13 protein-coding genes are annotated in these 13178 nt (G+C 72.9%); 7 read left to right on the top strand and 6 right to left on the bottom strand.

Translation table 11 applies throughout. The annotated features are described in order from the left end of the window. Window positions 1-3: 3 nt before the first annotated feature. Entirely contained in the window at window positions 4-735 is a 732-nt protein-coding gene (locus ACWD3E_RS06625; RefSeq protein ID WP_451386400.1) for a ZIP family metal transporter, read from the bottom strand. A gap of 139 nt (window positions 736-874) precedes the next feature. Here ACWD3E_RS06625 and cobM point away from each other — a divergent pair, with 139 nt between their 5' ends. From cobM to cobC, 6 genes are read left to right on the top strand one after another with little or no spacing between them, the layout of a single operon-like run. Continuing rightward, a complete protein-coding gene (cobM, locus tag ACWD3E_RS06620; protein ID WP_451386399.1) occupies window positions 875-1693 on the top strand; it encodes a precorrin-4 C(11)-methyltransferase in 819 nt (272 codons plus the stop codon). Continuing rightward, the gene (cbiE, locus tag ACWD3E_RS06615) at window positions 1690-2937 is read left to right on the top strand and encodes a precorrin-6y C5,15-methyltransferase (decarboxylating) subunit CbiE (RefSeq protein WP_451386398.1); all 1248 of its coding nucleotides are present in this window, start codon (window positions 1690-1692) and stop codon (window positions 2935-2937) included. The genes cobM and cbiE overlap by 4 nt, the downstream gene beginning before the upstream one ends. Further along, entirely contained in the window at window positions 2934-4625 is a 1692-nt protein-coding gene (cobJ, locus tag ACWD3E_RS06610; protein WP_451386397.1) for a precorrin-3B C(17)-methyltransferase, read from the top strand. The genes cbiE and cobJ overlap by 4 nt, the downstream gene beginning before the upstream one ends. Beyond that, on the top strand, window positions 4622-5212 hold the full coding sequence (locus tag ACWD3E_RS06605; RefSeq protein WP_451386396.1) for a precorrin-8X methylmutase: 591 nt from the start codon (window positions 4622-4624) through the stop codon (window positions 5210-5212). Before cobJ ends, ACWD3E_RS06605 begins: the two co-directional genes overlap by 4 nt. Further along, on the top strand, window positions 5209-6144 hold the full coding sequence (locus ACWD3E_RS06600) for a sirohydrochlorin chelatase (protein WP_451386395.1): 936 nt from the start codon (window positions 5209-5211) through the stop codon (window positions 6142-6144). Before ACWD3E_RS06605 ends, ACWD3E_RS06600 begins: the two co-directional genes overlap by 4 nt. Further along, window positions 6134-7180 (top strand): Rv2231c family pyridoxal phosphate-dependent protein CobC, encoded by a 1047-nt coding sequence (gene cobC / locus ACWD3E_RS06595; protein ID WP_451386394.1) that lies wholly within the window; start codon window positions 6134-6136, stop codon window positions 7178-7180. The genes ACWD3E_RS06600 and cobC overlap by 11 nt, the downstream gene beginning before the upstream one ends. 35 nt (window positions 7181-7215) lie before the next feature. On the opposite strand, the gene ACWD3E_RS06590 is transcribed toward cobC, so the two are convergent. The 5 genes from ACWD3E_RS06590 to ACWD3E_RS06570 form a co-directional block, all read right to left on the bottom strand. After that, the gene (locus ACWD3E_RS06590; protein WP_451386393.1) at window positions 7216-8124 is read right to left on the bottom strand and encodes an SCO1860 family LAETG-anchored protein; all 909 of its coding nucleotides are present in this window, start codon (window positions 8122-8124) and stop codon (window positions 7216-7218) included. A gap of 169 nt (window positions 8125-8293) precedes the next feature. Next, a complete protein-coding gene (locus ACWD3E_RS06585; RefSeq protein ID WP_451386392.1) occupies window positions 8294-9385 on the bottom strand; it encodes an amidohydrolase family protein in 1092 nt (363 codons plus the stop codon). Window positions 9386-9427: 42 nt separating this feature from the next. Then, the gene (locus tag ACWD3E_RS06580; protein ID WP_451386391.1) at window positions 9428-10222 is read right to left on the bottom strand and encodes an amino acid ABC transporter ATP-binding protein; all 795 of its coding nucleotides are present in this window, start codon (window positions 10220-10222) and stop codon (window positions 9428-9430) included. Continuing rightward, on the bottom strand, window positions 10219-11052 hold the full coding sequence (locus ACWD3E_RS06575) for an amino acid ABC transporter permease (protein ID WP_451386390.1): 834 nt from the start codon (window positions 11050-11052) through the stop codon (window positions 10219-10221). The genes ACWD3E_RS06580 and ACWD3E_RS06575 overlap by 4 nt, the downstream gene beginning before the upstream one ends. Then, window positions 11049-11894 carry a basic amino acid ABC transporter substrate-binding protein gene (locus ACWD3E_RS06570; protein WP_451386389.1) on the bottom strand — a complete coding sequence of 282 codons (846 nt, stop codon included), beginning with the start codon at window positions 11892-11894 and terminating at the stop codon, window positions 11049-11051. Before ACWD3E_RS06570 ends, ACWD3E_RS06575 begins: the two co-directional genes overlap by 4 nt. A 164-nt stretch (window positions 11895-12058) precedes the next feature. On the opposite strand from ACWD3E_RS06570, the gene ACWD3E_RS06565 reads away from it, so the two are divergent. Then, window positions 12059-13162, top strand: a complete 1104-nt coding sequence (locus ACWD3E_RS06565) for a pyridoxal-phosphate-dependent aminotransferase family protein (protein ID WP_451386388.1) — start codon at window positions 12059-12061, stop codon at window positions 13160-13162. The last annotated feature ends 16 nt before the right edge of the window (window positions 13163-13178 follow it).

Raw genomic sequence — 13178 nt, 5'->3', positions numbered from 1 at the left:
CGGTCAGCCGCCGGAGATGCCGACCACCAGCCAGATGAAGGCCGCGCCGGCCACCGTGCACAGCAGGGTGGAGCGGGCGGGGTGCTCGTGGTGGGCCTCGGGGAGGATCTCGGCGGCGGCGAGGTAGAGCAGTACGCCGCCGAAGAGGCCGAGGTAGCCGCCGAGCACCGGTTCGGGCAGATGGAAGAACGCGGTCGAGAGCGCGCCCACCAGGGGTGCGCAGGCGTCGGCCACGAGCATGCCGATCGCCCTGCGGCGCGCGTTGCCGTACAGGCTCGTGATGGTGAAGGTGTTGAAGCCGTCGGCGAAGTCGTGCGCGATCACGGCGAGCGCCACGGAGGTGCCCATGCCGCCGCCCACCTGGAAGGCCGCGCCGATCGCCACCCCGTCCATCGCGCTGTGGCCGACCATGGCGGCTGCCGCCGTCAGGCCCACCTCGGGCGCCCGGTGGCCGTGCTCGTCGCCGCCGTGGGACGCCTGGCGCGCGGCCAGCGTCCGCTCCACGAGATGGGCCAGCAGGAAGCCGGTCACGAACAGCAGCAGGGCCGCGGGTACGCCAAAGATCTCGCGGTCCGCGGCGTGCAGCGCCTCGGGCAGCAGGTCCAGACCGACCACGCCCAGCATCAGACCGCCGGCCAGCCCGAGGACGAGATGGCGACGGTCGGTCACGCGCTGTGCCGTCCAGCCGCCGGCCAGCGTCATCAGGAACGCGCCGAGCGCGACGAAGACCGCCATAGGCCCTTGCTATCCGATGGAGGCGGCTGCGCGCACATCGGGCACGTTCACAGACCGCCCACACCCTGACATTCCGCCCGTTCACAGTCCAGTGACAGCCGATTCGCCTTCGATGTTCCGCACGAGAGGACCTCTTCCCATGGCCGACTCCCCCACCGGCAAGGTGACGTTCGTCGGTGCCGGCCCCGGCGCCGCCGATCTGCTGACGTTCCGCGCCGCGCGCGCGATCGCGGAGGCGGACGTGGTGATCTGGGCGGCCAGCCTGGTCCAGGCGGAAGTCCTCGAACACGCGCGCGAGGGCGCGGAGATCCTGGACTCGGCGGCCATGTCCCTGGAGGACGTCGTCGCCGTCTACGGCCGTGCGCGTGCCGAGGGCCTGAAGGTCGCCCGCATCCACTCCGGCGACCCGGCGCTGTGGGGCGGGACGCAGGAGCAGCTGGACCGGTGCGCGCAGCTCGGGATCGCCACGGAGGTCGTCCCCGGCGTCTCCGCCTTCTCCGCCGTAGCCGCGCTCGCCCAGCGCGAGCTGACGATCCCCGAGGTCGCGCAGTCCGTCGTACTGACCCGGCTCGGTGGCGGCAAGACGCCCATGCCGCCCGGCGAGGAGGTGCGCGAGTTCGCCCGGCACGGCACCACCATGGCGATCTTCCTGTCGGCGGCGCGCAGCGGCCAGCTGGTGCGGGAGCTGCTGGAGGGCGGCTATCCCGCGGAGACCCCCGTCGTGGTCGCCTACCAGGCGACCTGGCCGGAGGAGCTGGTCGTGAAGTGCACGATCGGCACGCTGGAGGAGACGGTCAAGGAGCACAAGCTCTGGAAGCACACGCTGTTCCTGGTCGGCCCGGCCCTGGACGCCCACGGGACACGTTCGCACCTGTACCACCCGGGGCACTTCCACGGCTTCCGCAAGGCGGACCCCGAGGCGCGCAGGGCGCTGCGCGAGCGGGGTGCGAGCACATGATCACCGTGGTGGGTACGGGCACGGGGGCGCCCGTGCCGCGGGACGTGCTCGCCGGTGCCGCGCTGGTCGTCGGCGGGCGGCGGCACCTGGAGGCCGCGGGGCTGCCGGAGGGCGTGGAGCACGTCGTCCTCGGGCCGCTGGCCCCGGCGCTGGACGTGATCGCGGAGTACGTCGGCAAGGAACTGCCGGTGGTGGTGCTGGCTTCGGGCGACCCCGGCTTCTTCGGGATCGTGCGGGTGCTGGCCGAGCGGTTCGGGGCCGGGCGGCTGGACGTGCGGCCCGGGGTGTCCTCCGTGGCGACCGCGTTCGCCCGGCTCGGGCTGCCCTGGGACGACGCGGTCGTGGTCAGCGCGCACGGCCGGGACCTGCGCACGGCCGTCAACGTCTGCCGGGCGCGGCCCAAGGTCGCCGTGCTGACCGGACCCGGGTCCGGGCCGGCCGAGCTGGGTGCCGGGCTCGCCGGGCATGACCGGGTCCTCGTCGTGGCGAGCGCGCTCGGCGACCCCGAACGCGAGCGCGTGGAGCGCGTGACGCCCGCCGAAGCGGCGGCCCGGGACTGGGGTACGGCGGTGAGTGTCGTGCTGTGCCTGGACGAGGACCGGGCGCTCGGTGCCGTGCGCACGGTCGCCGGGGCTCCTCAGCCGCCCGCCCAATGGGCCCTGGAGGAGGGCGAGTTCGCGCACCGGGACTCGATGATCACCAAGTTCGAGGTGCGGGCCCTCGCCCTGGCCCGGCTCGCACCGCGCCTGGGCGACCTGGTGTGGGACGTCGGCGCGGGCTCGGGCTCGGTGGCCGTGGAGTGTGCACGGCTCGGCGCGGCCGTGGTCGCCGTCGAGAAGGCCCCGGACGGCGTCGAGCGGATCCGGGCCAACGCGCGCGCCCACGACGTGGACGTGCGCGTGCTGAACGGCGAGGCCCCGGACGCGCTGTCCGGCCTGGCCGACGATCCCGACGCCGTGTTCGTCGGCGGCGGGGGGCGCGACCTGCCCGCCATCGTCACCGCGTGCGCGCGGCGGGCGCGAAGGAGCGTGGTCGTCGCGATGGCCGCGCTCGACCGCGTCCCGGCCGCCCGCGAGGCACTGACGAGCGCCGGGTTCACCTGCGACGGAGTGCTGTTGCAGGCGTCCCGGCTGGCGCCACTGCCGGGTGACGTGACCCGGCTGGCGGCGACCAACCCTGTGTTCCTGCTGTGGGGCGTCAGATCCCCGGCGTCCAGTACGTCTATCGAAGGAGTTTCCCAGTGATCGGCCTCATTTCCGCCACCGCGGCGGGGGCGGCGGCGCGCGACCGGCTGGCCGCGGCGTGGCCGGAGCGCACGCGGGTGTACGACGGGCCCGTGGGCGAGGCCGTACGGGCCGCGTTCGCGGAGTGCGAGCAGCTGGTGTGCTTCCTCGCCACGGGCGCGGTGGTACGGCTGCTCGCCCCGCTGCTCGGCGACAAGGCCGCCGACCCCGGTGTGGTGTGCGTGGACGAGGGCGGCCGGTTCGCGGTGTCGCTGGTCGGCGGGCACGGCGGCGGCGCCAACGAACTCGCCCGCGAGGTGGGTGCGTTGCTGGGGGCCGAGCCGGTCGTGACGACCGCCACGGACTCCGTCGGGCTGCCCGGTCTGGACACGCTCGGGTTCCCCTTCGAGGGTTCGGTGGCGGCGGTATCGCGGGCCCTGCTGGACGGCGAACCGGTCGCCCTGGCGGCCGAGTTGGCGTGGCCGCTGCCTCCGCTGCCGACGGCCGCGCAGGGGGCGTACACGATCCGGCTGACCGACCGGGACGTCGAACCGGGCGAGCGTGAGGTGCTGTTGCGCCCGCCGTCCCTGGTGGTCGGCGTGGGCGCCTCCAAGGGCGCGCCGGCCGAAGAGGTGCTGGGGCTGGTCGAGGGCGCGCTGCGCGAGGCGGGGCTTTCGCCGAAGTCCGTCGCCGAACTCGCCACTGTGGACGCCAAGGCCGAGGAGCCGGGCATCGTGGCCGCCGCCGAGCGGTTGGGGGTGCCCCTGGTGACGTACTCCGCCGACGAGCTGGCGGCCGTCGAGGTGCCCAACCCCTCGGACGCGCCGCTCGCGGCGGTCGGGACGCCCTCGGTCGCCGAGGCCGCCGCTCTGGTGGGCGGTGGTGAACTCCTCGTGCCGAAGCGGAAGTCGTCGCGTGCCGACGGACAGCCGGCCATGGCGACCTGTGCGGTCGTACGGCGGCCGGGGCGCGGGCGGCTCGCGGTGGTCGGGCTCGGGCCGGGCGCCCGGGACCTGCTCACCCCGCGTGCGACGGCCGAGCTGCGGCGGGCCTCCGTGCTGGTGGGGCTCGACCAGTACGTCGACCAGATCCGCGATCTGCTGCGGCCGGGCACCCTGGTGCTGGAGTCGGGGCTCGGCGCCGAGGAGGAGCGGGCCCGCACGGCGGTCGCCGAGGCCCGCAAGGGGCACGCGGTGGCGCTGATCGGCAGCGGGGACGCGGGCGTGTACGCCATGGCCTCCCCCGCGCTCGCCGAGGCCTCCGACGACATCGACGTGGTCGGGGTGCCGGGCGTGACGGCCGCGCTGGCCGCCGGGGCGATCCTGGGCGCGCCGCTGGGCCACGACCACGTGTCCATCAGCCTGTCCGACCTGCACACGCCGTGGGAGGTCATCGAGCGCCGGGTGCGCGCGGCGGCCGAGGCGGACATCGTCGTGACCTTCTACAACCCGCGCTCCCGGGGACGGGACTGGCAGCTTCCCAAGGCGCTCGGCATCCTCGCCGAGCACCGGGAGCCGACGACGCCCGTCGGTGTCGTACGCAACGCCTCGCGGCCGGACGAGTCGAGCCGGGTGACCACGCTCGGCGCCCTGGATCCGGCGTCGGTCGACATGATGACGGTCGTGACCGTGGGCAACACCGCGACCCGCACCATCGCGGGCCGCATCGTGACCCCGCGCGGCTACCGCTGGCAGGAGGAGCCGAAATGAACCGTGTGGTCCATCCCATCGAGGAGGAGTCCTTCCGGCGGCTGCGCGCCCGCCTGGACACCTCGCACTTCCCGCCGCTGACCCGGGCGGTGGTGGAGCGGGTCATCCACTCCGCCGCCGACCTGGAGTACGCGTCCGATCTCGTCATGGACGAGGACGACCTGGTGAAGGCGCACGCCGCGCTGCACGCCGGGGCGCCCGTCGTCGTGGACGTCGAGATGGTCGCCGCCGGGATCACCCGGCGGGACACCGTGTGCCGGCTGAAGGACGCCGAGGCCGGTCCCGGGCTGACCCGTTCGGCCCACGCGATCCGGCTCGCGTACGAGGAGGTCGGGCCGGGCGCCCTGTGGGTGATCGGCTGTGCGCCGACCGCCCTGGAGGAGCTGCTCACCCTGGACGCCTCCCCCGCCCTCGTCATCGGCCTGCCCGTCGGCTTCGTCGGCGCGGCCGAGTCCAAGGCCGCGTTGCGCGAGAGCGGGCTGCCCGCCGTGAGCAACGTGTCCGAGAAGGGCGGCTCGGCGGTCGCCGCCGCCGCGCTCAACGCCCTGCTGTACCACCCCGTTTCACCGTTCGAGGAGACATCGTGACCACCCCGCCGCCCGCCCTGCTCATCGCCGGCCACGGCACCCGGGACGAGGCAGGAGCCGAGGCCTTCCGTGACTTCGTACGGGAGTTGGGCCGCCGCCACCCCCGACTGCCCGTCGCGGGCGGCTTCATCGAGCTGTCCCCGCCGCCGCTCGGCGAGGCCGTCGCCGAGCTGGTCGAGCGGGGCGTGAGGCGGTTCGCCGCGGTGCCGCTGATGCTGGTGTCCGCCGGGCACGCCAAGGGGGACATCCCGGCGGCGCTGGCCCGCGAGAAGGAACGGCACCCGGGCATCTCGTACACCTACGGCCGCCCGCTGGGCCCGCATCCGGCGCTGCTGAGCGTGCTGGAGCGGCGGCTGGACGAGGCCCTCGGGGGCACCGTGCGTACGCCCGCGGACCGGGCCGACGTCACCGTGCTGCTGGTCGGGCGCGGCTCCACCGACCCGGACGCCAACGCCGAGGTGCACAAAGCGGCGCGACTGCTGTGGGAGGGGCGCGGCTACGCGGGCGTGGAGACGGCGTTCGTGTCGCTGGCGGCGCCGGACGTGCCGAGCGGCCTGGACCGGTGCGCGAAGCTGGGCGCCAAGCGGATCGTCGTCCTGCCGTACTTCCTGTTCACCGGGATCCTGCCGGACCGGGTGCGGCAGCAGACCGAGGGCTGGGCGGCGGCGCATCCGGAGGTCGAGGTGCGGTCGGCGGACGTCATCGGGCCCGAGCCGGAGCTGCTGGACCTCGTGATGGAGCGGTACGAGGAGGCGGTCAAGGGCGATCTGCGCATGAACTGTGACTCGTGCGTGTACCGGATCGCGCTGCCGGGCTTCGCGGACAAGGTGGGGCTGCCGCAGCAGCCGCACTTCCACCCGGACGACGACAGCCACCACCACGGACCCGGGCACCACCATCACCACTACGACGGACACGCTCATGCCCACTGAGCACGATCTGCGCCACCACGGGGACGCCGAGGTCCGTGACGGCGGGGCGGCGCTGGTCGACCTCGCCGTCAACGTCCGCGCGGACACGCCCCCGCGGTGGCTGCGGGAGGAGATCGCCGCGTCGCTGTCGTCCCTCGCGGCCTACCCGGACGGGCGGGCCGCGCGGGCGGCGGTGGCGGCGCGGCACGGGCTGCCGGTGGAGCGGGTGCTGCTGACGGCGGGCGCCGCGGAGGCGTTCGTGCTGCTGGCCCGCGCCCTGAAGGTGCGTCGACCGTCGGTTGTGCACCCGCAGTTCACGGAGCCGGAGGCGGCTCTGCGGGACGCGGGGCACACCGTGCACCGGGTGCTGCTGCGGGCGGAGGACGGTTTCCGGCTGGATCCGGCGGCCGTCCCGGAGGACGCCGACCTGGTGGTGATCGGGAATCCGACGAATCCGACGTCGGTGCTGCATCCGGCCGGGGCGATCGCCGAACTCGCCCGTCCGGGGCGGACGTTGGTGGTCGACGAGGCGTTCATGGACGCGGTGCCGGGCGAGCGGGAGGCGCTGGCCGGGCGGACGGACGTGCCCGGCCTGGTGGTGCTGCGCAGCCTGACCAAGACCTGGGGTCTGGCCGGGCTGCGCATCGGCTACGTGCTGGCCGCGCCGGAGACCATCGCCGAGCTGGAGCGGGCCCAGCCGTTGTGGCCGGTGTCCACGCCCGCGCTGGCCGCGGCCGAGGCGTGTGTGGCGCCGCAGGCGCTCGCGGAGGCGGCGCATGCGGCGCACCGGATCGCCTCGGACCGGGGTCACCTGGTGGCGGGGCTGTCCGCCTTCGCCGACCGGGGCGTAGACGTGGCCGGTCCGGCGGAGGGGCCGTTCGTCCTGGTCCGTGTGCCGGGTGCCGCCGCGGTACGGCACCGGCTGCGCGAGCTGGGCTACGCGGTGCGGCGGGGGGACACGTTCCCCGGGCTGGACGAGGACTGGGTACGGGTCGCTGTACGGGACAGGGCCACGGTGAACGGATTCCTGGCGGAGCTGGAGCGGGCACTGGGCTGAGCCCGCCAGTCCCGTCGGCCCCGCCAGGAGTTCCGTCAGCCCTTCCTGCGGCGGGCCAGGGTCGCCACTCCCCCGCCCACCAGCAGCAGCACCAGCGAGCCGCCCGCGAGGTACGGCGTCGCCGAGCTGCCGCCGGTCTCCGCGAGGTCGGCCTGGGCGGGCGCGCCCTGGGGGCGGACGTCGGCCGCCGGGTCATGGCTCGGCACAGGATGCCCGGTGGGTGGGGCCACCGGTGTCCTGCAGGTCGCCTTGGCCAGGGTGACCGTGCCCTCCACGTCGGCCACGTTCAGCTTCAACGGGTTGACGGAGACCTTGAGTTCGAGGGCGGTGGCCGCCGCCGTGAAGGTCGTGGTGCGGCGCTGGGCGAGGTCGAGGCGGACCTCACCGACGCCGGGCACCTTCACCTCGGTCGGCCCGCCGGCGGTCAGCGTGATGCGCTTGCCGAGGACGGTGACGGCGCCGAGGACGTTCGCGGAGGCGACGGGCCGCTTGCCGACCTCGCAGGTCGCGCGGGCGGTGACCGCGTCGGCCTCGATGAGGGACAGCAGGGGCAGGCCGGGGACGTGCAGCTTGGCGTGGACGAGGCGGACCGAGCCCTCGGCGCGCTTGTCCGTCACCGTGGCCTTGGCGCTGGCGACGTCCGCGCCGAGCACGGTGAACGGCTTGCCCCCGTTCACGCCGTCGAGCCGGGCCGACAGCGCGGTCTTGTCGGCGCTCTGCGGTGCGTGGACCTCGTCGAGGGAGACCACGAGCGGGACGTCGACGGTCTTGTTGAGCAGGGACACGTCGAGCCCGGTGCGCAGGACGACGGCGGAGGCGCGGCCGTGGTCGGCGGTCGCATGCGCGACGCCCGCGCCCAGGACCGCGGGACCGGCGGCCAGAGCGGTGACCGTCGCGACGGTGGCGAGACGGCGTGCGGGCATGCGGAAGTTGTTGCTGTTCAAGGTGTGGGACCCCCCAGACGGGACATGCTTGGGACCCGTCAACTCTTGCGCACGGAGGGTGAACGGTCAGCAATCCTGGGTTACTTCACTCGATAGTGGAGTTTCCGCACACCTCTTCGAATCATCGGGCACACGCGTTCCCTTGCGTGGCTTCCCCACTCGGCTCCCCCTACTCGATCACCATCCCGTTGAGCACCACCCGGCGCGGAGCCGCCAGCACCCGTACGTCCTCCCGCGGATCGCCCTCGTAGACCACGAGGTCGGCCGGGGCGCCCTCCTCCAGGCCGGGGCGGCCCAGCCAGGCGCGAGCACCCCAGCTCGTCGCGGACAGCGCGTCGACCGGCGGGATGCCCGCGGTGACCAGCTCGGCGACCTCGGCCGCGACCAGGCCGTGGGCCAGCGAGCCGCCGGCGTCCGTGCCGACGTACACGGGGATCCCGGCGTCGTAGGCACCGCGCACGGTGTCGTAGCGCCGCTCGTGCAGCCGCCGCATGTGGGCCGACCAGCGCGGGAACCGGGTCTCGCCGCCGGCCGCGAGCCGCGGGAAGGTGGCGATGTTGACGAGGGTCGGGACGATCGCGACCCCGCGCTCGGCGAAGAGGGGGATCAGGTCCTCGGTGAGGCCGGTCGCGTGCTCGACGCAGTCGATGCCCGCCTCGACCAGGTCGCGCAGGGAGTCGGTCGCGAAGCAGTGCGCGGTGACGCGGGCGCCGAGCCGGTGGGCCTCGGCGATCCCCGCCCGGGCCGCCTCGCGGGGCCAGCAGGCCGAGAGGTCGCCGAGGTCGCGGTCGATCCAGTCGCCGACCAGCTTGACCCAGCCGTCGCCGCGCCGGGCCTCCTGGGCGACGTACGCGACGAGTTCCTCCGGCTCGATCTCCCAGGCGTAGTTGCGGATGTAGCGGCGGGTGCGGGCGATGTGCCGGCCGGCCCGGACGATCTTCGGGAGGTCCTCGCGGTCGTCGACCCAGCGGGTGTCGGAGGGCGAGCCCGCATCCCGGATGAGCAGGGTGCCGGCGTCCCGGTCGGTGAGCGCCTGCTTCTCGGCGGTGTCCGCGTCCACGGGGCCGTGCGCGTCGAGGCCCACGTGGCAGTGCGCGTCGACCAGGCCGGGCAGCGCCCAGCCCTCGACGGTCCGGACGTCACGGGCCCCGGCGGGGCGGTCGTAGGAGACGCGCCCCCCGACCACCCACAGCTCGTCACGGACGTCCTCGGGTCCCACCAGGACCCGGCCCTTCACGTGCAGTACCGCGCGATCGCTCATGTACGGCACCTTAGTGAGCCACGGCCCGGTCCCGTTAGTGAGCTAGGACTCGGACTTTCCCACCTGGTCCGAGGTCTCCTCCTCCACCTCGGCCATCGCCGGGTCCAGGAGACGGGAGAGGAAGTGCCGGGTGCGCTCGTGGCTCGGGTTGCCGATGACCTGCTCGGGGCTGCCGTCCTCGACGATCACGCCGCCGTCCATGAAGACGACCCGGTCGGCGACCTCGCGGGCGAAGGTCATCTCGTGGGTGACGACCATCATCGTCATGCCCTCGTTCGCGAGCATGCGCATCACCGCGAGGACGTCCCCGACGAGTTCGGGGTCGAGCGCGGAGGTCGGCTCGTCGAAGAGCATCACCTCGGGGCCCATGGCGAGGGCGCGGGCGATGGCCACGCGCTGCTGCTGGCCGCCGGAGAGGGAGGAGGGGTAGGCCTCCGCCTTCTCGGAGAGGCCGACGCGGGCCAGGTTCTCGGCGGCGATCCTCACGGCGGTCGCCCTGTCCCGCCCGAGGACCCGGCGCTGCGGCAGCGTGAGGTTCTCGGTGACGCTCAGGTGCGGGAAGAGGTTGAACTGCTGGAAGACCATGCCGATACGGCGGCGGACGGCGTCGATGTCGACGTCCGGGTCGGTGACCTCGGTGCCGCCGACGAAGACCTGGCCCTTGGTGGGCTCCTCCAGCAGGTTGACGCAGCGCAGCAGCGTCGACTTGCCGGAGCCGGAGGGGCCGATGACGCAGACGACCTCGCCCTGGTTGATCTCCAGGTCGATGCCCTTGAGCACCTGGTTGTCGCCGAAGGACTTGTGCAGGTCCTGGACACGGATCTCGGGGCGGGTCACTTGATCTCCTTCGTGGCCTTGGCCTCCAGACGGCGGGCGACGAAGCCGAGCGGGATGGTGACCAGCAGGTAGCACAGGCCCGCGACCAGGATCGGCGTGGAGTTGGCGGTCGTACTGGCCAGGTCGCGGCCGAACTTGGACAGTTCGCGCTCCTCCAGGGTCACACCGAGCAGCAGCACCAGGGAGGAGTCCTTGAAGAGCATGATCAGCTCGTTGGTGAGCGGCGGGAGGATGATCCGGAAGGCCTGCGGGATGATGATGGAGGTCATGGCCTTCGCGGGCGAGAAGCCGAGCGAACGGGCCGCCTCCATCTGCCCCTTGGGCACCGCCTGGATGCCGGCGCGGAACGTCTCCGCCATGTAGGCGGCACCGATGAGTCCGAGGCCGAGGGCGGCCTTGCCGTAGGTGCCGCCGGGGATCTCCGTGCCCGGGAAGGCCAGCGGGACGGCCACCGCGATGAAGACGAAGACCAGCAGGGCGGGCAGGCCGCGGAAGATCTCGATGTAGATGCCGGCCAGCCAGCGGTACGGGCCCACGGAGGACAGCCGCATCAGCGCGATGACCAGGCCGAGCGCCAGCCCGAGGACGAAGCCGGACACCGTGAACAGGACGGTGTTCTTCAGCGCCAGCGTGATGACGTCCGGCCACATCTGCTTGGCGATGCTGCCTTGGGCGAACTGGTTCTGCAGCCGGCCCCAGTCCGCCGTGACCGCGATGGCGATCACGGCGGCGACGAAGACGACGTACTGGATGCCGCGCGACAGCCGACGCTTCTGACGTCGCGTCAGCCCCTTCTTCTTCGGCCGGAGTTGTACGTCCGTATCGGTCATGAGGCGGCGGGAGAGGCCACGGAGGCGTTGTACGGGCCGATCCACTGCTCGTAGAGCTTCTTGTAGGTGCCGTCGGCCTTGGCGTCCTTCAGGGCCTTGTTGATGGCCTCGCGCAGCGCCGTGTTGCCCTTCTTGACCGTGAAGCCGTACTGCTCACCGGTCTTGAGGTTGTCGACGACCTTGAACTTGTCCGCGTTGGCCTTGTCCTTCAGCCAGCCCTGGACGACCGGGTAGTCGATGACGACGGCCTGGACCTGGCCGGTGCGCAGGCCGTTGAGAACGGCGTCGGAGGACTCGAAGGAGACCGGGTCGTAGCCCTTGCCCTTGACGTAGTCCTCGCCGGTGGTCTGCGCCTGGGCGCCGAGCTTCTTGCCCTTGGCCTTGACGTCCGCCAGCGAGTTGATGCCGCTGCTCTTGTCGACCAGGACGGCCTGGGTGGCCTCGAAGTACGGGTCGGAGAAGTCGACGTTCTTCTTGCGCTCGGGTGTGATCGTCATGCCGGCGGCGGCGAGATCGCACTGGCCGGAGTTCAGGAAGGCGCCGGTCTTGAAGTTCTCGAACGGCGTGTCGACGATCTCCTGCTTCACGCCGAGGTTCTTGGCGACGAGGTCGATGAGGGAGACGTCGAAGCCCTGCACCTTGCCGTTGATCTCCGACTGGAACGGCGGGTACGGCAGGTGGGTGCAGGTGGTCAGCTGACCGCCCTTGACCAGGTGAACCCCCTTGACGGTGGTCTTGCCGCCCCCGTTGTCCGAGGAGCAGCCGGCCACGACGAGCGCGAGCGCGGCGGTCGCGGTGGTGGCGGCCAGTAGGCGGGTCCGGCGCCCGAACGGCGTGTGCATGAGCTTCTCCTCCAGGTGAACTACGGGTTCCGATTATAAGGATGTGTTTGAGTACCTCAAATCAAACCCAAGGTCACCGAGCCCATGGACCTAGGATCGATGGAGTCGACTCCCGCGAGCCAAGATCGACTGCCGCTGACAGAGAACGAAGAGAGAGCACCGCCGTGACGCACCCCCTCCTCGACCTGCCCCCGTTGAGCGCCGAGCGCTTCGCCGCCATCGAGGACCGGGTGGCCCGGCTGCTGGAGACCCGGCAGGACATCGTGATCACGCAGGGCGAGGCGCTGCTGCCACTGGAGGGGGCGATCCGCGCGGCGGCCGGACCGGGCACCGTGGCCCTGAACGTGATCACGGGCCCGTACGGGCAGACCTTCGGCAACTGGCTCCGCGACTGCGGCGCCACGGTGCACGACCTCGCCGTCCCCTTCCACACGGCGGTGTCGGCCGCGCAGATCCGGGAGGCGTTCGCCGAGCACCCGGAGATCGACTTCGTGTCGCTCGTGCACGCGGAGGCAGCGACCGGCAACACCAATCCGGTCGCCGGGATCGGTGAGGTGGTGCGGGAGCACGGCGCACTGTTCTACCTGGACGCGGTGGCCTCCGTCGGTGCGGAGCCGGTGCTGCCGGACGCGTGGGGCGTGGACCTGTGCGTGATCGGGGCACAGAAGGCGATGGGCGGCCCGGCGGGCGTCTCGGCGATCTCGGTGAGCGAGCGGGCGTGGACCCGGATGGCGGCGAACCCGAACGCCCCGCGCCGCTCCTACCTCTCCCTCCTCGACTGGAAGGAGCGCTGGATCGACGGGGGTCGCAAGGCGCTGCTGCACGCTCCGGCCCAGTTGGAGATGCTGGCGCTGGAGGCGTGCCTGGAGCGGATCGAGGCGGCGGGCCCGACCACGGTCATGAACCGCCACCGCAGTGCCGCGCTGGCCACGCGGGCCGGCGCCGTGGCCCTGGGCGGTGGCCTGGAGCCGTACGTCCACGAGGCGGCGGACGCGGCCCCGGTGGCCACGACCCTGCGGGTCCCGCCGTCCGTGGCGGCCTCGGAGCTGGTGACCCAGGCCCTGGCCGACGACCCGGCCCTCCCCCTGTCCGCCGGCGGGGGCGCCCTACCCAAGGAGATGATCCGCGTCAACCACTACGGGCCCGACGCGACCCCGGAAGCCGTGGAGCGCTCCCTGGCGGCCCTGGGAACGGCTCTGGCCGACCGGGGCCTGACCGTGGACCTTGAGGCGGCCCGGCGAACCGTGCGTGAAATTTCCGGGGCCTGAATTCAAATAGGCTTCA

It is taken from the genome of Streptomyces sp. NPDC002676 (genome assembly GCF_053592455.1).
Note: the sequence above shows the minus strand (reverse complement) of the source record. Positions and strands in the feature narration are given on the sequence as shown.